The sequence below is a fragment of the Mammaliicoccus vitulinus genome, assembly GCF_029024305.1.
In the GTDB taxonomy this organism is placed as follows: domain Bacteria; phylum Bacillota; class Bacilli; order Staphylococcales; family Staphylococcaceae; genus Mammaliicoccus; species Mammaliicoccus vitulinus.
Map to the genome: position 1 here is coordinate 1,692,139 of NZ_CP118974.1, position 23,401 is coordinate 1,715,539.

Genomic DNA, 23,401 nt, shown 5'->3' on the forward strand with positions numbered 1-23,401 from the left:
TCATTATAAAATATTTTTATCTATTACTTCTGATGCGATTTCATTTGGAGAGTTTTTTATACTTTCGGGTATTTTATGTTTTTCTATTAATTCTTTGTTTTTTAAAGTATTTATTTCAAGTGGCATGCCATCAATACCTTTTCCTTCTGCAACCATTTCACCATATCCTCTTTTCACAAAATTATATAGTCCCTTTACTAATTCTGATGATTTAACTAATGGTTTTCTGATACTGGCTTTTAAAGAAAACTCCATTTCTGTCGCTTCAGTTTCTTCTAATTCTTCTGATATACTTTCAAGTCCTTTCCATAAATCCTTATCTGAATTTGGAGGAACTATCACAACTGATATCTTTTTCATAGTATTTATTTCTGCAAATTTTTTATCTAATTCTTTATTATCTAACTTTATTTGCAAATTAACTCGACCTATTTGAGGACTACAAAGATAAATAAAATCAGCAAAAACTTTCAAGAAATGTTGTCTTGAGAATGCTTGTTTTGGAACAAATGCTATCATTTCCCTATGTACAAAAAATGAAAAAGCTATATAGTCTGCTGGACTTTCTACTATTTGTTCTTTTAATTCATCATTTTTCTCATCATAAGTATTTTGAGTTTTACTTTTTTCAATTCTTAAAAACTTTCCATTTATTACAAAATCATTTGGATTTTTTTCAATGTCTACTATCTTATATCTTACGCCAGACATTTCATCTTCCATGACTCGATTGGAATCAATGTCTATATACAGTTGATCTAAAAAGGTTTTTATTGTAGTTTCCCCTTTATAGACACTGTGGATTTTTTCATTTACATTTAATTTCGCTAAATATATATTTGCCATTTCCCCAAACCTCTTTCATTGTGTATTTAACAATATTATACATTTTACACAATAAAGTTGAAAGAGTTAATTTATAAAAAGTGCAACTAACATCAGGGAAGGACATTAGTTGCTAATACACACTTATATTATACCACATATTAAGAGTTGATACTATTAGTAGATACTAATTATAGGCAAAAATATAACCCCATCACTATTGTGACAGGGTAAGGTAACAGGTGTTTAATATGATACTCAAGCATAACAAAAGTGCTTATATATAGTAATAATACACTTTTAGTATTTAATCAAATAATAACACCCCGCTTTTTAGCGAGGTGCCAAAATCACTTAAGGGTGTTTAATACATGAAAATGCATCAAGATCTATAAAACAGGGGTATCTTGACATTAACTTATTACCCCTTACTTTTTTATCATAAACATAAAAATACCCCACTTAATAAAAAGTAGGGTCGCCGTCATATTGTGTTTAATATGTCTTTCTGAATAATAACATATAATTTGTGAAAGGCATAAAAAATAACCATACCTAGTATACGCTAAGTAGGTTTTTTTCTTTAGTCATTATAAATATATTTTTACATTAAAATTATTTTTAAAGATTAGAACTTGCACGAGATTGTTACGGATTATTATTAAATGCTCCATCTACACCTAACTCTTTCATTTCTTTAACTTCATCTTGATTATTTAATGTAAAGACATGAACTTTCAACCCATTTTCATGACATTTTTTTACTAAATCTTTATTTACAACCTCTTTATTAAATCCCAAACCATATGCGTATTTGGATAAATTTTTTAATTCTTTATCGTTTAAGCTTTTTACTACTTTATCGTCTACTAACTGGATTAACGGAATATTTTCATTTAATTTATGTATATTTTTCAAACTTGTTTCAGAAAATGATTGAATGATTAGTTTTCCATTATCTAAATCATTTTCTTTTAAGATAGTGTTATCTTCTAAATCTTTTATTAGTTTTTCATCCATACCCGGATACATATCGGGTTTTTTAGTTTCAATATAGAAGTTTGTTTTCTTTTTATATTTGCTTAATACGTCATTTAATTCTGGTACTTTCTCACCCTTATATTTCTTATCAAACCATGATCCAGAATCGAGTTTTTTTATATCTTTCAATGTTTTATCTTTAACCATTCCTGTACCGTTTGTAGTTCTATCCACTTTGCTATCATGCATCGCTACTAGTTTATTATCTTTAGTCATTTGTAAATCAAGTTCTGTATAATCAGCTTTTTGTTTTATCGCTTTGTCGTATGCAGCATATGTATGCTCTGGAGTACTGCCACTTGCACCTCTATGTGCTATATTTATATAGTCTTTTTCTAATACACTTTCTTTACTATTACAACCAACTAATGCTATACAACTTATTAAGCTTACTACTATGATTCTATTCAACTTTAAAAACCTCGCTCGCATTTTAGTATTCTTCGCTATATTATCATAAATAATACAAAAAATAACCCTAGCCTATTCCAGTAAGCTAGGGTAAATAATAGTGTTGTAAAATTATGGAGATAATTTTAGTGAGCATAGTTAGCCTATAAACATCGTATCATTATCAGACTATTCTTTCAATAATTTTTAGGTCTAATATTTATGAGAAAGTCCCCCATGCTGCACCGACGATGTGATTCGGTGGCGTACCTTTAGCTGTTCTTACTGGCAAGTAGTATCTTACACCTTTGAATGTGTAACCAATCCATACATGACCATCTTGAATACAAACTTCGTCATAAGGTGTGTACCCTTTCGGTTGAAACCAATAACCTTCTGGTGCAGTTAAGAATGGTGAACCTACACGCGCTAGTATTGGACTTCCGCCACAAGTGAATGTTGCAGATTCTTTCATCCACCATGTACCGTATTGATTCTTCTGCCATTTGCCAGTTGATACATTTGGTTTACTTGGTTTAGGTTTACTTAGTTTAACAGTTGTACCTATCAGTATATTGCCATTATAATATGCTTTAATTTGGCTAATGAAATAATCTTTAGTTTTATTCACAACAGATTGTGGCGCTCTATCGCTAGACGCATAGCCAGCATGTAATTTCATTGATCTATGTGGGCATTCTGTTGGCGCAAACTCATTATGAAGTCTAACTGTATTTCTATCGACTGGCAGTCCCCATTTCTTCAACATTCTCGCTGCCTCTTGAAATGCTGATTGTTCACTTGCTAAGAAGTCTTTATCACTTGCTGACATTGATTGACATACTTCAATGCCATAATAATTAGTATTGCCATCATTATTAGCTGTATGCCATGCTGTACGCCCTTCTGCGAGTGCTTGCCATACTGTATTACCACTAATGTAACTATGCGCTATGCCGTTCTCTAATCGACTTAATGGTGCGTTTACTAAACTGTCGAGATATTGCATAGCTGATAAACTTCCAGCATCATTGTGGATAACTACACCTTTAGGTTTATAACCACGTTTAGGCAATTTATAACCCGTTACTTCATCACGATTGTATTTTAAAGTTTTGGTTTTAGTTTTACTTGGTTTTTTAGCAGTTGCAGTTTTATGAATTTCTGTTTTGAAGTTTGGTCGGATAAACCACATCTTAGTATCATAAGTATGATTACGTTTAGTAACTGTTTCAGTACCTTTGCCACCTTGTTCAATTCCGTCAGTCCAGCCATAGCCTAACCAATTCTGTTCCAATACTGTAATTGTGTTCAATGTAGCATTAATTACCCATGAGACATGACCATAACCTTGACCATAGTTAGCGTTAAATATAACCATATCTCCTGGTTGTGCTAAAAAATCTGGTGTATTTTCATATACAGTAGCTTCTTTTTTGAAATACTGTTTATTCTCTTTATTGAATGGTATATCGATAGCACCGTCGCCTTTTAAACCATGACCAAATAATTGTTGCCAACCTATATTAGCATAGTCAAAACATTGGAAACCATACCAACCGTCAAAGTCATATTGTTTCCCAATTGTACCGTTTAAAAATTTCACAAATTCATTCTTCGTTAATTTCGCAGTCATTAATAACACTCCTTTTATTGTATTAAAAAAGCCGACTATTTAGCCGACTCTCATTTCATACCTTTTTGTTTCAACATTTCTTCTTGTTTCTTAGCTTTATCAGTTACAATAAACGTATTCTTATATACGCCATAGAACGTTAACGCGATTGGTATGCCTGTGTTAAGCACGTTTACCCACGCGTCAACCTTTTGTGGATTAATCCATTCAGCGCTTATACCTGATGCGTTTAACGCTAGATATAAAGCACCTAGAAAACCACCGACTAATGCGATGAACTGTTTCGTTTTATCTTTATTCATTGTTATCCTCCTTCTCGTAATCATTCAAACTACCTTTTGATTTCATTTTCATTTTTAATTTATCCGTCTTATGTTTTTCATGTTCGTTACTCACCCTAAACACAAATTGAAAATTCTTAAAACCGACTAATGTATATAGTGCCAATCCGATATTTGGATAAGTAAATAAATATGTTACCGCTATAAGTGTGAAGAATAAACCACTTAACACGTTCACAAACATGATGACAATATGATGTTGCCAAATCATACTTACCACATAAAATAACGTGATGGATAACCCAAACAACATCCAAGCTTTTTGACTCGGTATTACTTGTAAAAACGCTCTATATAGATCTGAATTTGGCTCTCCAAACAAATTTTCTGAATAATAAAGTGTTATAAAGAAATAAGCGCCATATAGTGCACCGATTTGTTCTCCAGTTCCTAACTTTCTCATTTAAATCACCTACCATATGCCTAACTGTTTAAGCACAAAGCCGAAAATTGAAGTGACGGCTGTTCCTATGCTTCCAGAAAGGAGTATATTTTTTACTGTCTTGCGGGTGTCCTTTTGCGATTCTAATATTTCTTCTAACTTATCATCAATTTTTTCTACATCATCAATGACATCTTTCAAAACATTTTTCAAACCCTTTTCATCATCATTTAGAGTTCTATCTATTTCATCTAATTTCCGTTTGAGATTTCTCAAGTTTCTATCTACATCTTTGATTACTAATCTAAGTTTAGTAGGGTCTTGTAAATCTTCATTAGTTAGGTCATCTATCACCTCGACACCCTCCTTAATTTATTTATCTATATAAAAAGACACTGAAATTAATCAGTGCCTTGTGATTTATGCTTGTGTCTCTTCTGCAAGTTCAGTACCATTATCTTGCTTTTTAACACGCGTAATTGTTTCTTCAACGTAATAAGTGAATGTATTATTACCAAAGATAGTTGCTAATGTGTTTTGTACTGTACATGAAGTTTTTGCGTCTTCCTCACTTGAAAACTTGTGAGCAGATTGAGGTGTGCCACCTCTATTAAAACCATTACCATAATTTTTGATCAAACAAGACTCTTGACTATTACTATCACGCTCTACTAAAAAATATTGTTTAATATTCATTTCCATTTAAAACACTCCTTTAATTTTTTATATAAAAAACACCTTACTCACTTTGAGTAGGTGCTTGATTATCAGTTTGTTGTTGTTCATTTTGTTCTTGCACTATTGCTTTTAAAACTGCATTTTCATGCATTAATCTTGCGTTTTCCTGTACTAAATTGTTGATAACAATTTGAGGGTTTGCTTGAATGTTGTTTTGTTCGTTCATTATTTTTCCTCCGATTTCGCCTCTAGTATTTGCACTTTTTTTGCCAATTCTTGTATTGCTTTAATTGACCATGCTGTCATTTCATACGAATCAACACCGTCACCATTTTTCCATTCGTCTGGCGTTTCTCTCTCTAAAATAACGCCATGTCTGATACGATCGCTTTCGTCATCTTGTTCCGAATATAATTTATAACTATATAATTTAATGCGATTAACGAGATGATCTAACACATCAATATTCCAATCTTCAATGTCGTATTTATATCTTTCAGATGACGTCCATGTAGCACTTGCTGCTCGGATTGGAATATAGCTATCAGTAGTATTTCTTTTAGTTATTCGCACCTCATTATCTGCTCTTAAATAAAGATTTGTGGCACTGGTATTAGGGTTGATATCTAAAAAGTTAGCGTACAATCCATTTGCTGCTAGATTACGCCATATTGGACTTCCTCCATTATATAAAGACCGTCCTGTTATTCTTACGCCGTCATCAGTACCCAAATATAAATTACCAGTATCTCGTGTTATTAATGAACTACCATATATGTTCTTTGCTCTAGTATCTACATAGGAATCGGTTGTACCTTTTGCAGTAAATCGTACTTCTGCGTTTGAATCAGGTCGTATATAAATGTTTACACCGCTAGTTACACTGTTCGTTTCAATAAAGTCACCATAGTAACCTAATGCCCTAACGTTACGATAAACAGTATCTGTTCCGTTATATCCACCTCTCGCAGTTGCTCGCACTTCGTTATCCGTACCTAAATACAAATTAGTACCTGCGTTAGTCATTAATTTATCTCCTATAAAGCTATCTGCTCTAATCGGTACATAACGATAACTATCCCACGCTCCATCACTTGGTATTTGTGTAAAATCAACCGCACGTATTTCATAGCCTTGTTGAGCAGCTAAATATACATTTGCATTTGTTGTGCCTATAGCTGCCGATTGTACAAAAGTTGTATTCATTGTAAATCTAGTTGACCCATTAGGATTAGTCATTGTAATACCATTTATACCCATATCTAATTTATAACCGTCAGTTCTGTTCATAGTTATCGTGCCATTTTCGATATTCACTTCTGACTTGTTATCTTTAGCTTGAATACGTTTTGCAGTAATATCAACACTGTTTAAATAATTGATCGTCGCTTGTTTAGAAAATAATTTATCAATATAAGCGTCTTTGATAGTAGTTACGCCGTCTTTAACAATCACGTCACCGTCGTTTATTTCAAAAACATTGGTATTTATTTTCACACCACTTGGTCCGACATTTAAATCAATTACGTCCCCATTGTCATCATAAGAGAGTGTGACACCTGTAGTCGTGTTCATTAAAATTTCTGATATTGTCTTTGATAAGGTTTGTTTAGTTTTATTAAATTCTTCTTCACTAGCTTTTAATTCAATATCTTTACCATTTTGTTCAATGCTTGTTTGCATGGTTGATAATCTTTCATCTGTTTCTTCGGGTGCTTGGTGATAATTCCCTATTGTATTGCCTTCAACTAACATTGCATTAGTTACTTTTACCTCTGTTGTTGTATTTTCTGGCGTTGAATTGGTAGCTGAATAAATTAGGAATAACGTACTCGGCGCTGTAGCTGTAAAGGTAAGTTTGTTATGCGTACTATTATCAATATTGATGTTAATAGAACCACCACTAGGCTCATAAGGTAACACTGTCGTTTTACCGAAGTTATCGCCACTTGTAACCTCCATATCAAATATTAAAGTATACTCGCTACCTATTTTTAAAGGCGTAGTTAAATCATATACAATTCTTCGGTGCGTAGTGCTACCAAACAAATCAGAACGCTCTTTACTATTTTTTAATAAGTTACGCGTACCAACGCTTAAATTATCAATTTTCTTTTTAGTTGTTTGGTATTCGTTTAACGTCACACGATCGGCTATTTGATTGGCAAGTTGAACACGTTCAGTATCTGATGTGTTTAATCGACCAACTACGCTGTTTATATCTGCGTCATACTGCGCTTGTGATACCTTTGCGGCTATTTGGCTAGGTAAGACATCAAGCGTTGCCTTTTGCACATCTACTTGCGTTTGTAACGGCGTTAAATACTGGTCGTATATCTTAGTAACTTCCGTATTGTTTGCCTTTAATGCAATGCCGTCTTTCAAGATTTTTATGTCTGCTGCTTGTGTTGTAACGGTTGTACTTATAGTGCCTACTGCATTATCTGCGTGAGTTTTTGCCTCCGCTGCCTTTTGATCGGCATAAGTTTTAGCTTGTGCTAATTTAGCTTGCGCGTCGGCTATTGCGCGTTTTTCTTCTTCGTCGACTACACCGTCCGCATATGCTTTTGTTTCAATCGCTTTCAAGTTATCTTGTGCGTCCGCGTATGCTTGCGCTGCGTTTGTTGCGTCTTGTTGCGCTAACGCTATTCGCTGTTCAATATCTTCTGGTGCGGCCGTCCATGATGTTGCTATGTTACCTTCTTCAAGTTTTAATTTAGTTATTTTCGTTTTATTAAAAGTAATAGGTTCTCCATAAGCTGTTCCGTCTCCTGTATATCTTCCAGAATATCCAATCAATCTATAATCATATAAAGTATTGATAGTGAAAGTATGTTTCACTATCATTTTATTACCTAATTCACGTTCAAGTTGTTGTTGAGTGTCTATAGACATGCTACTATTACCACTTGCAACATGGAATAGTAGTCCATGACTTTTGCCGTATACCATTTCAGACGTTGCTAATTCCGTTATTTCTAATTCATATGAAAGCGTATAAGTTTTTCCTTCTTCTAAAACATTTTTAAGATAATTAGCACTATATAATTCAGTAGCCCAACCAGAAAAATCAAATTCTTTAGTGCTTGTTAAATTAGGGTAAATTTTACCTGCTTCACTTTCGTTAAATGATTGTAATAAATTCCTACCGCCAACTTTTAAACCGTCGACTTTTCGAGTTACCGACGTAATACCTGCGCTTAATTCCTCGTTAGTATTTGTTATACGTTGATTAGTTTCTGTTATGCCATCTTGCAACTCTTGTAATTTAACTTGGTTTGCTTGTGTTAAATCACTTAATGATTGTTCAAGCGTGGCGCGTAAATCTTCTAACATATCGTTATTAGGTATGTCTGCTATTAATTGCCCTGTATCTTCGTTAAACGTTCCACCTATCGCTGTTGCTACACCTTGCATAGCCTCGTTAAATTTTTCTTCTGTATATTGAGCCTGTAACAATTTAAATCGTTCATCAATAGCCATTCTAGCATTTAGTAACGCGTCATTAAGCGCATATATTTGCGCTCGATATTGAACAATCATACTTTGCGCGTCCATTAATTTACCTATAGTTGCTGTTTCAATTGTCATACTTCCAATTAAATCTCTAGCGTTATTAAATAAACTGTTAACTGTGTCTAATTCATTGTTTAACCAAGCTCTTATATCTTCATCAACTAAATATTCACTATTTAAAGCCTCATACACCTCGTTGGTTATTTTTGCATGTTGTACTGATAAAATAATGTATGTGCCATTTATTTCGTTGTATATGATTGCTTCTTTTGTCATACCACCAATTTGTTCGACATCATGTGCTGACGCGTTTTGCCATTTACCATTAACAAATTCACGTAATACTGCAACGTTTGGATTTGATGTATCATACCAAAACTGTCCTTCTTCTGGATTGTCGGGTGGTGTTGTGCCTTTGTGTATTTTTTGTTGCAATTTATCGATTTCTTCTTCAATACGATCAGTAATAATTGTATTTGAATTATTGATGTTATTGGTTAATTTCTTTTCAATTTCTTCCATTCGACTTCTAAAATACTTTAATAAATCATCTTCTTTATATTCGACAATATTTCCAATATTCCAAGTTAGTTCATCAGATATAAGCTCATGCGTAAAGCCTACTACTTCACTTTCAGCATATAAACTTGGCGTGTAATCTGAATTTTTGATTCGGACGATATCCCCGAATCTTATAATTTCATGCGGGTATTCTTTCTCTAAATCAAAAGCTTCAATTTCATAGCTAAGCGCTGATGACTTACGTTTATTTAATTCTGTTTTAGTTAGAGTGATAAGTCTTTCAAGCGTCATATCTTGGTCATCTGATTCTGGTTCGTAAATACCCCATAAGTATCGTTTTGGTAAATTGAATTGTTGTTGTGCCTCATCATCTACTACAACAGTACTTATTCTTGTTCCGTCGTCCTTTTCTGGACCAAAAGCAAATAAAGCTGTTTTAACTTCTGTCATATCAACTGTTCTTTTCATGGATATCAAGTCTTTACCGTATATAATTTCCTTGCCTTCAAATAAAGGTTTAGGTTGTACCATATTTACTTTACGACTTACAACTTCGTTATTTTTAATTTCAATTTCATAATCCGGTTCCAGTTTATAAGTTGTGGTTAATTGGTCTATCATTTCGTGTGGTGTTCTAACAGAAGTCCATGACATGGATTTAATGCCACCATACTCACACAATCCGACTTCCCAACCAGAATCTTTTAATGTTTCAGACAAAGCTTGGTTTACAGTTAGTTTAGTGAATTGACCAGCTGGTATAGGCTTAGCTTTGCCTATATCTTCAACGTATGAAGCATCACACTCGACCTCTATATAGTCTTCTACATCTTCTACGCGATTAATAATAAATTCACGATATGCATTATTCTTATCTTGAATAATAATTCTGTTACGTTCTTTAAAATATTCTGCACGTTCTGATAATATTGTGAGGTTTAACATTTCACTCTTATCTTCTCTGCTTCTTGTATACTCCGCACGAATAACTGACAAATCATCTTTGCTAATAAAATCTATAATTTCGCTATTGAAATTGAGTACATGTATCAAAATTCCACCTCCTCCCTACAAGAATCTATCTCGCCATATAATTTTTGTATCAAACTTACCTTGTGGATCTATAACTAATTCTGACGAACCACTATCAATATTAAAATAATTTGAACCGAAGTCTTTCATTTTCAAAACACTCTCATCATTTAGCGTGACAAGATTTTGTCCTGTATCGATTACAATTAAATCTCCTGTACGTATCACTATTGGTGTAACATCCGATTGTTTAGGCAATAATTCCTGAATGGAATACCCTAATATATTGACATACAATCTCTTTTCATATTTAGCAGATTTACCAACATACATTTGACTGATGCGTACTTTGCGTTGATAAAAGTTACCGCTATCTGTATAAGTTCTGGAATGCTTATCTAAAGGCTTTCTACGTCCTTTGTCTTTAGCATAATCGTACTTACAAGTTTCGATATATATTTCATTACCTTTACGTTCCAATGTCATGAACACATGCATATTATCAATTTTCAAATACTTAAAAGGCGTTTCTCTTGTATAAATACGTTGTGCCTCACCATGCTCGTTATAAGCATATGCAATGATTTGTCCAAAGTTACGACTTGTAGAAGTATTAACATAACCAATACTGAATAATGTTCTATTTTTCTCATCTAATATATAAGTAAATCCTTTGCCAGGACCTGTATCTGCATGATGTCTTACAAGTACTTTAAATTTCACTCTTAAATCTCCTAAACTTTTACCAAGTGATTTATATATCGCTGCACCGTGCCAATTCGTTGAAATTGTTGTTCCATAGTTACTTGGATAAATACTATCCTTTAATTCCGAAACACCAAAACGTCCCCCATTTGCATCCCCACCGTCTAATTTATTACCAAACGACGTGTTCGCTGCAACATAAGCCCAATTACCAATACCTGTATGAAATTCATCATTAAATAAAATAGGTTCTTCGTCTTTATTTACTTTATTGGCGTCTTCCGACTTACCAATCATAAAATAATCTTCAGCTACGCCATCTTTACCTTTTGCAATCATAAAGTTTGTGCTATCTTTTATTGCCCTTGCTTCAATAACAATTGGTGTATCAGCCGTCCCTTTATTCACTATTGCTACTTCATCAGATATTGCAGTGTTTGTATATTCATTTGTTGAATACTTATAAGGATCAGTAAGAATAATTTTCAAGGTAAATTGTATGATTTGCCCTTCTGTATTTAAAGGTATTTCAATAGGTCCATCTATTTGTACATTCCAATACCAACTTTGGGAACTGAAACGAAAAGTGATGGGTTCATCATAGTTTACAAATTTAATTATTTCTTGTGAGATTTCGTCATGGTCTTTAATACCACCATCTGATAAATAATCGTTTCTCACAAGTATTGGTATTTCTATTTCGTATTCATCTAATTGTCTAGACTTCTTAACACTTCCTGGTCTTCCATTTATTTTTTCTCGTTCAGTAACAAAATTAAAAGAGGGTATATTAAACCCTCTTTCAACTTCTAACCATGGAAGTTTTTTACCATTTACGATTATTGTTTCAATAATAAAAACCTCCTTAATATGCAGGTCTGAATTGCGCTAACCCCATGATGTGGGAGTAAAATAAAAACACTTTCGTTGAATTCATATTAAAATGAATTTATACGGAGGTGTTTTTTCTATGAAAAGAGTGGCATATTCAGTTGAAACAAAATATAAAGTAGTAGAAATGAAACTTAAAGGATATAGTACAAGAGAAATAATGGATGCTTTAAATATTAAAAATGAATCTCAAGTTAAAGTGTGGTGGAAATGGTATAGAAATGGGGAAACACATAGATTCAATCAACAAGTAGGTAAACAATATTCCTACGGAAAAGGAAATGAAGAATTGAGTACTGTTGAGACGCTAAAAATTGAATTAAAGCGCAAAGAAGTAGAAAATGAAATTTTAAAAAAGTACAAGGAATTGGAAAGGAAGTGGTCCCAGAGGTAGTTGTTGAATTAGTAAATGAATTGAAATCTAAATATACAGTGAAAGTCATTTTAGAAACTTTAGATATTCCAAAATCAAATTATTACAGATGGAAAAACAAAGATTTCAGTATATCTGAGGATGAACGAGAAATTATAGAACTATGTAAGAAACATCGTTTTACATATGGTTATAGAAAAATAACTGCCTTGTTAAATAGAAAAAATAATAAACCAATTAATCACAAAAAAGTACAAAGGATTATGCAAAAACATAATTTAAATTGTAAAGTACGAATGAAAAAATCGAAAAGACCAGGGAATGCATATTATAAAACACATAATCTATTAAATAGAAACTTCAAAGCAGAGAAACCTTTAGAAGTACTTTTAACAGATATCACTTATTTACCCTTCGGGAATACAATGTTGTATCTTTCATCTATCATGGATGCTTACAATGGTGAAATTGTGGCATATAAAATCGGTAATAAACAAAATCAAGAATTAGTAAATGAGACATTAAAACAACTTCAATTGGAACCAGGTACTATATTACATAGTGATCAAGGAAGTGTGTATACTTCTTATGAATACTATGCCCTATGTACAGAAAAAGGCATTACCAGAAGCATGTCCCGTAAGGGAACGCCAGCTGATAATGCCCCAATAGAATGTTTTCATGCCTCTCTAAAGTGTGAAACATTCTACTTAAACAGTGAGCTTAGAAGCTCTAATACCATTGTAATAGATATTGTCGAAAATTACATTGAAAACTATAATAAAGTTAGAATTCAACAAAAACTAGGCTACTTATCCCCTATAGAATATAGGAAATTAGCAGCCTAGAAAATAGTGTTTTTATTGAGCTCCCTTAGTAAGGGTGCAGTGCCAAATTTTCTTATCAGTCCTTTTGTGTTTAAAAATGTTTATCTTTTAGTTAAGATTCTAACTATTTTACTTATCGGTCTTAGAATCTTTTTTCTTTCTTCTAAATGTTAAAATTCCACCAAATAACGCAATAACAGATGCAAATAAAGTTAAGTTTTTATCCTGTTCACCTGTATCTGGCAATTCTTTAGAATCATTCCCATCATTTGATGAATTGTTTCCATTATCTCCTGAGTTGTCGTTTCCACCGTTTGTTGAATCGTCTCCATTATCTCCTGAGTTGTCGTTTCCACCGTTTGTTGAATCGTCTCCATTATCTCCTGAGTTGTCGTTTCCATCGTTTGATGAATCGTCTCCGTTATCTCCTGAGTTGTCGTCATCTTCATCATCGCCTGGATTGTTACCATCATTTGATGAATCATCTTTTACAATTATAACGAATTTTGTCGTTGTTTCATTGCCTTCACTATCTCTAGTTACAACTGTAACAGTGTATTCACCAGGTTTTGTCGGTGTGCCTGAGATTGTATTTGTTTCTGGATTATATGTTACACCTTCTGGTAAGCCATTTACTTCATGTGTCACTGGTTGACCGCTATTATCTTTACCATTCAATGTTACATCTTTGATTGGTGTGTTCACTTCTGTTGTTTGATCTTCAATTGGATCTACCGTTGGTGGTAATGTATCTTCAACTGTTATCGTAAATGTTGTTTCTGTTGTATTACCTGATTCATCTGTTGAAACTACTGTTACTTCATAACTACCTACCATTGTTGGTGTACCTGAAATAGTATTCGTTTCTGGGTCATACGTCACACCTTCTGGTAGCCCTGATACTTCATGAGTCACTGGTTTTCCACTATTATCTTTACCATTCAATGTTACATCTTTAATAGGTGTGTTTACTTCTGTTGTTTGGTCTTCAACCGGATCCACATCAGGCGCTGTTGTATCTTCTACTGTTATTGTGAATGTTGTTTCTGTTGTATTACCTGATTCATCTGTTGAAACAACCGTTACATTGTAACTACCTACCATTGTTGGTGTACCTGAAATAGTATTCGTTTCTGGATCATACGTCACACCTTCTGGTAAGCCATTTACTCCATGTGTGACAGGCTTTCCACTATTATCTTGACCATTCAATGTTACATCTTTAATAGGTGTGTTCACTTCTGTTGTTTGATCTTCAATTGGATCTACCGTTGGTGGTAATGTATCTTCAACTGTTATCGTAAATGTTGTTTCTGTTGTATTACCTGATTCATCTGTTGAAACTACTGTTACTTCATAACTACCTACCATTGTTGGTGTACCTGAAATAGTATTCGTTTCTGGGTCATACGTCACACCTTCTGGTAGCCCTGATACTTCATGAGTCACTGGTTTTCCACTATTATCTTTACCATTCAATGTTACATCTTTAATAGGTGTGTTTACTTCTGTTGTTTGGTCTTCAACCGGATCCACATCAGGCGCTGTTGTATCTTCTACTGTTATTGTGAATGACGTTTCTGTTGTATTACCTGATTCATCTGTTGAAACAACCGTTACATTGTAACTACCTACCATTGTTGGTGTACCTGAAATAGTATTCGTTTCTGGATCATACGTCACACCTTCTGGTAGCCCTGATACTTCATGTGTCACTGGTTGACCGCTATTATCTTTACCATTCAATGTTACATCTTTAATAGGTGTGTTTACTTCTGTTGTTTGGTCTTCAACTGGATCCACATCAGGTGCTGTTGTATCTTCTACTGTTATTGTGAATGACGTTTCTGTTGTATTACCAGACTCATCTGTTGAAATTACTGTTACGTCGTAACTTCCTACTGTTGTCGGTGTGCCTGAAATGGTATTTGTTTCTGGATTATATGTTACACCTTCTGGTAATCCTGACACTTCATGAGTCACTGGTTTTCCACTATTATCTTTACCATTCAATGTTACATCTTTAATAGGTGTGTTTACTTCTGTTGTTTGGTCTTCAACCGGATCCACATCAGGCGCTGTTGTATCTTCTACTGTTATTGTGAATGACGTTTCTGTTGTATTACCTGATTCATCTGTTGAAACAACCGTTACATTGTAACTACCTACCGTTGTTGGTGTACCTGAAATAGTATTCGTTTCTGGATCATACGTCACACCTTCTGGTAGCCCTGATACTTCATGTGTCACTGGTTGACCGCTATTATCTTTACCATTCAATGTTACATCTTTGATTGGTGTATTTACTTCTGTTGTTTGGTCTTCTACTGGATCTACATCAGGTGCTGTTGTGTCTTCAACAGTGATTGTAAATGTTGTTTCTGTTGTATTACCAGACTCATCTGTTGAAATTACTGTTACGTCGTAACTTCCTACTGTTGTCGGTGTGCCTGAAATGGTATTCGTTTCTGGATCATACGTCACACCTTCTGGTAAGCCATTTACTTCATGTGTCACTGGTTGACCGCTATTATCTTGACCATTCAATGTTACATCTTTAATAGGTGTGTTTACTTCTGTTGTTTGGTCTTCAACCGGATCCACATCAGGCGCTGTCGTATCTTCTACTGTGATCGTAAATGTTGATTCTGTTTCGTTGCCTGCATCATCACTCGTTATAACAATCACATTATAGTTTCCTGCTTTTGTTGGTGTACCTGAAATTGTATTCGTTTCTGGATCATACGTCACACCTTCTGGTAGCCCTGATACTTCATGAGTCACTGGTTTTCCACTATTATCTTTACCATTCAACGTTACATCTTTAATAGGTGTATTTACTTCTGTTGTTTGGTCTTCTACTGGATCTACATCAGGTGCTGTTGTGTCTTCAACAGTGATTGTAAATGTTGTTTCTGTTGTATTACCAGACTCATCTGTTGAAATTACTGTTACGTCGTAACTTCCTACTGTTGTCGGTGTGCCTGAAATGGTATTCGTTTCTGGATCATACGTCACACCTTCTGGTAAGCCATTTACTTCATGTGTCACTGGTTGACCGCTATTATCTTGACCATTCAATGTTACATCTTTAATAGGTGTGTTTACTTCTGTTGTTTGGTCTTCAACCGGATCCACATCAGGCGCTGTCGTATCTTCTACTGTGATCGTAAATGTTGATTCTGTTTCGTTGCCTGCATCATCACTCGTTATAACAATCACATTATAGTTTCCTGCTTTTGTTGGTGTACCTGAAATTGTATTCGTTTCTGGATCATACGTCACACCTTCTGGTAGCCCTGATACTTCATGAGTCACTGGTTTTCCACTATTATCTTTACCATTCAACGTTACATCTTTAATAGGTGTATTTACTTCTGTTGTTTGGTCTTCTACTGGATCTACATCAGGTGCTGTTGTGTCTTCAACAGTGATTGTAAATGTTGTTTCTGTTGTATTACCAGACTCATCTGTTGAAATTACTGTTACGTCGTAACTTCCTACTGTTGTCGGTGTGCCTGAAATGGTATTCGTTTCTGGATCATACGTCACACCTTCTGGTAAGCCATTTACTTCATGTGTCACTGGTTGACCGCTATTATCTTGACCATTCAATGTTACATCTTTAATAGGTGTGTTTACTTCTGTTGTTTGGTCTTCAACCGGATCCACATCAGGCGCTGTCGTATCTTCTACTGTGATCGTAAATGTTGATTCTGTTTCGTTGCCTGCATCATCACTCGTTATAACAATCACATTATAGTTTCCTGCTTTTGTTGGTGTACCTGAAATTGTATTCGTTTCTGGATCATACGTCACACCTTCTGGTAGCCCTGATACTTCATGAGTCACTGGTTTTCCACTATTATCTTTACCATTCAACGTTACATCTTTAATAGGTGTATTTACTTCTGTTGTTTGGTCTTCTACTGGATCTACATCAGGTGCTGTTGTGTCTTCAACAGTGATTGTAAATGTTGTTTCTGTTGTATTACCAGACTCATCTGTTGAAATTACTGTTACGTCGTAACTTCCTACTGTTGTCGGTGTGCCTGAAATGGTATTCGTTTCTGGATCATACGTCACACCTTCTGGTAAGCCATTTACTTCATGTGTCACTGGTTGACCGCTATTATCTTGACCATTCAATGTTACATCTTTAATAGGTGTGTTTACTTCTGTTGTTTGGTCTTCAACCGGATCCACATCAGGCGCTGTCGTATCTTCTACTGTGATCGTAAATGTTGATTCTGTTTCGTTGCCTGCATCATCACTCGTTATAACAATCACATTATAGTTTCCTGCTTTTGTTGGTGTACCTGAAATTGTATTCGTTTCTGGATCATACGTCACACCTTCTGGTAGCCCTGATACTTCATGAGTCACTGGTTTTCCACTATTATCTTTACCATTCAACGTTACATCTTTAATAGGTGTGTTCACTTCTGTTGTTTGATCTTCAATTGGATCTACCGTTGGTGGTAATGTATCTTCAACTGTTATCGTGAATGTTGTTTCTGTTGTATTACCAGACTCATCTGTTGAAATTACTGTTACGTCGTAACTTCCTACTGTTGTCGGTGTGCCTGAAATGGTATTCGTTTCTGGATCATACGTCACACCTTCTGGTAAGCCATTTACTTCATGTGTCACTGGTTGACCGCTATTATCTTGACCATTCAATGTTACATCTTTAATAGGTGTGTTTACTTCTGTTGTTTGGTCTTCAACCGGATCCACATCAGGCGCTGTTGTATCTTCTACTGTTATTGTGAATGACGTTTCTGTTGTATTACCTGATTCATCTGTTGAAACAACCGTTACATTGTAACTACCTACCATTGTTGGTGTACCTGAAATAGTATTCGTTTCTGGATCATACGTCACACCTTCTGGTAGCCCTGATACTTCATGTGTCACTGGTTGACCGCTATTATCTTTACCATTCAATGTTACATCTTTAATAGGTGTGTTTACTTCTGTTGTTTGGTCTTCAACTGGATCCACATCAGGTGCTGTTGTATCTTCTACTGTTATTGTGAATGACGTTTCTGTTGTATTACCAGACTCATCTGTTGAAATTACTGTTACGTCGTAACTTCCTACTGTTGTCGGTGTGCCTGAAATGGTATTTGTTTCTGGATTATATGTTACACCTTCTGGTAATCCTGACACTTCATGAGTCACTGGTTTTCCACTATTATCTTTACCATTCAATGTTACATCTTTAATAGGTGTGTTTACTTCTGTTGTTTGGTCTTCAACCGGATCCACATCAGGCGCTGTTGTATCTTCTACTGTTATTGTGAATGACGTTTCTGTTGTATTACCTGATTCATCTGTTGAAACAACCGTTACATTGTAACTACCTACCATTGTTGGTGTACCTGAAATAGTATTCGTTTCTGGATCATACGTCACACCTTCTGGTAGCCCTGATACTTCATGTGTCACTGGTTGACCGCTATTATCTTTACCATTCAATGTTACATCTTTAATAGGTGTGTTTACTTCTGTTGTTTGGTCTTCAACTGGATCCACATCAGGTGCTGTTGTATCTTCTACTGTTATTGTGAATGACGTTTCTGTTGTATTACCAGACTCATCTGTTGAAATTACTGTTACGTCGTAACTTCCTACTGTTGTCGGTGTGCCTGAAATGGTATTTGTTTCTGGATTATATGTTACACCTTCTGGTAATCCTGACACTTCATGAGTCACTGGTTTTCCACTATTATCTTTACCATTCAATGTTACATCTTTAATAGGTGTGTTTACTTCTGTTGTTTGGTCTTCAACCGGATCCACATCAGGCGCTGTTGTATCTTCTACTGTTATTGTGAATGACGTTTCTGTTGTATTACCTGATTCATCTGTTGAAACAACCGTTACATTGTAACTACCTACCGTTGTTGGTGTACCTGAAATGGTATTTGTTTCTGGATTATATGTTACACCTTCTGGTAGCCCTGATACTTCATGTGTCACTGGTTGACCGCTATTATCTTTACCATTCAATGTTACATCTTTAATAGGTGTGTTTACTTCTGTTGTTTGGTCTTCAACCGGATCCACATCAGGCGCTGTCGTATCTTCTACTGTGATCGTAAATGTTGATTCTGTTTCGTTGCCTGCATCATCACTCGTTATAACAATCACATTATAGTTTCCTGCTTTTGTTGGTGTACCTGAAATTGTATTTGTTTCTGGATTATATGTTACACCTTCTGGTAATCCTGACACTTCATGAGTCACTGGTTTTCCACTATTATCTTTACCATTCAATGTTACATCTTTGATTGGTGTATTTACTTCTGTTGTTTGGTCTTCTACTGGATCTACATCAGGTGCTGTTGTGTCTTCAACAGTGATTGTAAATGTCGTTTCTGTTGTATTACCTGATTCATCTGTTGAAACTACTGTTACTTCATAACTACCTACCATTGTTGGTGTACCTGAAATAGTATTCGTTTCTGGATCATACGTCACACCTTCTGGTAGCCCTGATACTTCATGTGTCACTGGTTTTCCACTATTATCTTTACCATTCAACGTTACATCTTTAATAGGTGTGTTCACTTCTGTTGTTTGATCTTCAATTGGATCTACCGTTGGTGGTAATGTATCTTCAACTGTTATCGTGAATGTTGTTTCTGTTGTATTACCAGACTCATCTGTTGAAATTACTGTTACGTCGTAACTACCTATCATTGTTGGTGTACCTGAGATTGTATTCGTTTCTGGATCATACGTCACACCTTCTGGTAAGCCATTTACTCCATGTGTGACAGGCTTTCCACTATTATCTTTACCATTCAATGTTACATCTTTGATTGGTGTATTTACTTCTGTTGTTTGGTCTTCTACTGGATCTACATCAGGTGCTGTTGTGTCTTCAACAGTGATTGTAAATGTTGTTTCTGTTGTATTACCAGACTCATCTGTTGAAATTACTGTTACGTCGTAACTTCCTACTGTTGTCGGTGTGCCTGAAATGGTATTCGTTTCTGGATCATACGTCACACCTTCTGGTAAGCCATTTACTTCATGTGTCACTGGTTGACCGCTATTATCTTGACCATTCAATGTTACATCTTTAATAGGTGTGTTTACTTCTGTTGTTTGGTCTTCAACCGGATCCACATCAGGCGCTGTCGTATCTTCTACTGTGATCGTAAATGTTGATTCTGTTTCGTTGCCTGCATCATCACTCGTTATAACAATCACATTATAGTTTCCTGCTTTTGTTGGTGTACCTGAAATTGTATTTGTTTCTTCATTGTAAGTCACACCGTCTGGTAAACCAGTTACATTATGAGTCACTGCATCTCCACTGTTGTCTTTACCGTTTAAAGTAACATCAGTTATTGGTGTGTTCACCTCAGTTGTTTGATCTTCAATTGGATCTACCGTTGGTGCTGTTGTATCTTCTACTGTGATTGTAAATGTCGTTTCTATTTCGTTATATACTTTATCTGACGAAATAACAGTTACTTCATATGTTCCTGCTTTTGTTGGTGTACCTGAAATTGTATTCGTTTCAGAATTATATGTGACACCATCTGGTAGTCCGTATACGTCATTTCGAACTGTTTCACCACTATTATCATTCGCATTGATAACAATCGGATCTATTGCCGAATTTACCTCTGTTGTTTGATTATTAACTTTATCAACAACTGGTGGAGTTGTGTCATCAACAATTACACCTGATGAGTTATTACTTGAAGGTTTGCTTTTTCCTATTTTAGATTGGCTACTTCCAGTGGCAGCATTGCTTGCACTTAATTGTATTGTACCTTCTATAAAAGTTTCAGGCACAAAAGGTTTACTTGTTTCAGAATTCACTACGATTAAGTATGTACTATTAGTATTTCCTAAATCTATACTAATAGTACCGTCACTATTAAAGATTATATTATGTGATGATGATACATCTACATAAGCGACATTCTTATCACTTCCACTTTGATTCAATGTATTCCTATCAGTAACTTTCAAAATTTGAACTTTAGTAATATCTTTATTAAATTGGCTAATTACATCAGGATTCTTTTTAGTACCATTATATGGAGTTATTTTAACCTTGGCATTATTTAAAGTTCTAGCTTTTCCGTTTACTGTATAAGTTGTGTTATATGGATTATGATCATCAACTTTTTCTTGAACACTTGAATCTTGATATAAATCTAAATTTCGTGCATCAGTTGAATATTCAATTTTTCTTGTAGCATTATATTCTGAATCACCAATTTTTAAATTCAAGTTATAGTTATCTGTTTTAGTTGCTTCTTTAAAATTGATTAAACCTAGGAAATCAACATGTGCACTATTGTTTTTATATTTTTCTACATTATCTGTAAACTTGAAAGTAAATGAATTATCGGAGCGATTATAAGTACCTTTTGCATAAATACTATTTGCATCATTTCCTAATAGTATGCCATTATCTCTATCTGCTGATGTTGGATTAATCTCTTTAGGTATATGTACAGTAAAATAGTCATTTCTTTTCACATCATTTGGAATGGAAATATCAAAACCTATTTCAAAAGCAGCACCCTTTTTCCAAGTACCATCTTGAAACTTAACATTACTAGATTTAATCTTGCTATTTACATCATCTCCACCCAATGGACTACCATCAGCTTTTGTTGCTTCTTTTTCCACTTTTGATGAAGATGCACTTAAAGCTTTTAAATTTTTATCAGTCTTACTTTTATTTTTTGATTTCTGGTCTATATCTTCTTTTTCTTTATCTGTTAATGGCTTAGTTGTTTTTAAGTCTGTAGCATCAACATTTGGGTCTATTTTGTTATCATTTTCAGAGTCACCTGTAGACAAACCATTGCCAACATTATCAGATTGATTATTATTATTTAATGGTTCCCCTGTTGATGGTTCTTCTATTGTGTCTTCTTCAGTTGATTTCGGTTTTTCTGTTGTGTCTTTTTTATTTTCATTAGAATCTTCATTCGTTGAATTTTCATCAGTTTTTGCATCTTCTTTTGATGAGTTCTTGTCGTCAGCTTTTGGTTGTTCTTTTATTGAGTCTTTATCACTTTTTTGTTCTTCAGAAGGATTCTTCAATTGATCTGCGTCAGCTTCTTTTGAGTCTTCTGAAGATTTTTTGTCATCTGTTTTTGGTTCTTCTGTTGTATCTTCTTCAGTTGATTTTGGTTCCTCTGTTGTATCACTTTTATCTTCTTTAGGATCTTCACTTTTTGAATTTCCATCTGATTTTTGTTCATCTGATGTTGGCACTTCAGTCGTATCTTCTTCAGTTGATTTCGAGTCATCGTTTGTTTGTGGTTCCTCTGTTGATGGTTTTTCAGCTTCTTCTACATTAATGGTAAAAGTAGACTCTTTTTGAACGCCTGAATCATTTTTAGAAGTAACTGTGATCATATAGTTACCAGGAGTATTAGGGGTGCCTGAAATTGTATCAGTATTTGAATCATATGTAAGGCCATCTGGTAATCCTCGGACTTCATTTGTATTATTCTCAGAACCTTCCACATTAATCCTTATTGGATTAATTGCGTCTTCTGAATTCACAGTTTGATTATCAATTTGTTCAATAGTAAAATCACTTTGTTCTTTTGGTTCTGCTGTCGTATTATCTCCTGAAGCATTTGAATCTGATGTATTTTCTTCTGTTGTTGAATCTTCTGCTGTTTCTGTAGAATCATTTGTTTTCTCTTCAGTTGGCAAATTCTCAGTCGATTCTTCAGTTGGTATTTCAACTGAATTTGGTACTTCAGTTTCATTTGATGTTTCTATATTCTTATTTGAATCTGTATTTGTAGTCGTTTCTGTACTCTGACTTTCTTCTTTTAATGCATTTGATTCTTCTGCATTTACGATATTAGGTGTACTCAAATAAAGCATTGCACCAATGATTACTGACCCAGTTCCAACAGAAAATTTGCGAATAGAATATCTGTTATTTTTAAACATTAAATACTTCCTCTCATATTTTGGATATAATAATAATTAGCATAATAGTAACAAAAAAAATAAGATGTGAATATACTTTTTTTGTAAATTCGAAATTATTACATAGATAACATTTAAATATTAGCAATTTTAAAAACAAAAAAATTTTATTTATTAAACTTTTCATTAATCAAAATTTTATTCTTAAAATCAAAAAGCCAACGAACCCCTTTTGCGCTAACCCCATGATGTGGGAGTAAAATAAAAACACTTTCGTTGAATTCATATTAAAATGAATTTATA

The 23,401-nt window shown here is 34.3% G+C and carries 12 protein-coding genes; 1 reads left to right on the forward strand and 11 read right to left on the reverse strand.

Going from position 1 to position 23,401, the window contains the following annotated elements; all coding sequences use genetic code 11:
• Window positions 1–3: 3 nt before the first annotated feature.
• The 10 genes from PYW35_RS08510 to PYW35_RS08555 all read right to left on the reverse strand — a co-directional run bounded on the left by PYW35_RS08510 (window position 4) and on the right by PYW35_RS08555 (window position 11,944).
• A complete protein-coding gene (locus PYW35_RS08510; RefSeq protein WP_103322823.1) occupies window positions 4–846 on the reverse strand; it encodes a hypothetical protein in 843 nt (280 codons plus the stop codon).
• A 627-nt stretch (window positions 847–1,473) separates the two neighbouring features.
• Window positions 1,474–2,277: a glycerophosphodiester phosphodiesterase family protein gene (locus PYW35_RS08515; protein WP_103322824.1), complete on the reverse strand. Its 804-nt coding sequence runs from the start codon at window positions 2,275–2,277 to the stop codon at window positions 1,474–1,476.
• A gap of 199 nt (window positions 2,278–2,476) precedes the next feature.
• Window positions 2,477–3,892, reverse strand: a complete 1,416-nt coding sequence (locus PYW35_RS08520; protein ID WP_103322825.1) for an SH3 domain-containing protein — start codon at window positions 3,890–3,892, stop codon at window positions 2,477–2,479.
• Between the two features lie 50 nt (window positions 3,893–3,942).
• Entirely contained in the window at window positions 3,943–4,194 is a 252-nt protein-coding gene (locus tag PYW35_RS08525; protein ID WP_078356257.1) for a phage holin, read from the reverse strand.
• Window positions 4,187–4,636 (reverse strand): hypothetical protein, encoded by a 450-nt coding sequence (locus tag PYW35_RS08530; protein ID WP_103322826.1) that lies wholly within the window; start codon window positions 4,634–4,636, stop codon window positions 4,187–4,189. Before PYW35_RS08530 ends, PYW35_RS08525 begins: the two co-directional genes overlap by 8 nt.
• A 9-nt stretch (window positions 4,637–4,645) precedes the next feature.
• Window positions 4,646–4,969: a hypothetical protein gene (locus tag PYW35_RS08535; RefSeq protein ID WP_103322827.1), complete on the reverse strand. Its 324-nt coding sequence runs from the start codon at window positions 4,967–4,969 to the stop codon at window positions 4,646–4,648.
• A 66-nt stretch (window positions 4,970–5,035) separates the two neighbouring features.
• Window positions 5,036–5,317 carry a hypothetical protein gene (locus PYW35_RS08540; RefSeq protein ID WP_103322828.1) on the reverse strand — a complete coding sequence of 94 codons (282 nt, stop codon included), beginning with the start codon at window positions 5,315–5,317 and terminating at the stop codon, window positions 5,036–5,038.
• Between the two features lie 37 nt (window positions 5,318–5,354).
• Window positions 5,355–5,519 carry a hypothetical protein gene (locus PYW35_RS08545; RefSeq protein ID WP_169925687.1) on the reverse strand — a complete coding sequence of 55 codons (165 nt, stop codon included), beginning with the start codon at window positions 5,517–5,519 and terminating at the stop codon, window positions 5,355–5,357.
• The gene (locus tag PYW35_RS08550) at window positions 5,519–10,384 is read right to left on the reverse strand and encodes a phage tail spike protein (protein ID WP_103322829.1); all 4,866 of its coding nucleotides are present in this window, start codon (window positions 10,382–10,384) and stop codon (window positions 5,519–5,521) included. Before PYW35_RS08550 ends, PYW35_RS08545 begins: the two co-directional genes overlap by 1 nt.
• 15 nt (window positions 10,385–10,399) lie before the next feature.
• A complete protein-coding gene (locus PYW35_RS08555; protein WP_103322830.1) occupies window positions 10,400–11,944 on the reverse strand; it encodes a phage distal tail protein in 1,545 nt (514 codons plus the stop codon).
• A 94-nt stretch (window positions 11,945–12,038) separates the two neighbouring features.
• Between PYW35_RS08555 and PYW35_RS08560 the strand changes: the two genes are divergently transcribed.
• Window positions 12,039–13,180 (forward strand): IS3 family transposase gene (locus tag PYW35_RS08560; protein ID WP_204107796.1). Its coding sequence is split into 2 segments (ribosomal slippage): window positions 12,039–12,309 and window positions 12,309–13,180, totalling 1,143 coding nucleotides; the frame shifts between segments, so codons are not numbered across the junction.
• Window positions 13,181–13,288: 108 nt separating this feature from the next.
• Here PYW35_RS08560 and PYW35_RS08565 read toward each other — a convergent pair.
• Window positions 13,289–23,119, reverse strand: a complete 9,831-nt coding sequence (locus PYW35_RS08565; RefSeq protein ID WP_204107833.1) for a putative Ig domain-containing protein — start codon at window positions 23,117–23,119, stop codon at window positions 13,289–13,291.
• Window positions 23,120–23,401: the final 282 nt, after the last annotated feature.

Bases quoted from the DNA above. Each gene is read 5' to 3' on its own strand.
- PYW35_RS08520 (WP_103322825.1), bottom strand. From the start codon at position 3,892: ATGACTGCGAAATTAACGAAGAATGAATTTGTGAAATTTTTAAACGGT.
- PYW35_RS08545 (WP_169925687.1), bottom strand. From the start codon at position 5,519: ATGAACGAACAAAACAACATTCAAGCAAACCCTCAAATTGTTATCAAC.
- PYW35_RS08530 (WP_103322826.1), bottom strand. From the start codon at position 4,636: ATGAGAAAGTTAGGAACTGGAGAACAAATCGGTGCACTATATGGCGCT.
- PYW35_RS08525 (WP_078356257.1), bottom strand. From the start codon at position 4,194: ATGAATAAAGATAAAACGAAACAGTTCATCGCATTAGTCGGTGGTTTT.
- PYW35_RS08565 (WP_204107833.1), bottom strand. From the start codon at position 23,119: ATGTTTAAAAATAACAGATATTCTATTCGCAAATTTTCTGTTGGAACT.
- PYW35_RS08510 (WP_103322823.1), bottom strand. From the start codon at position 846: ATGGCAAATATATATTTAGCGAAATTAAATGTAAATGAAAAAATCCAC.
- PYW35_RS08540 (WP_103322828.1), bottom strand. From the start codon at position 5,317: ATGGAAATGAATATTAAACAATATTTTTTAGTAGAGCGTGATAGTAAT.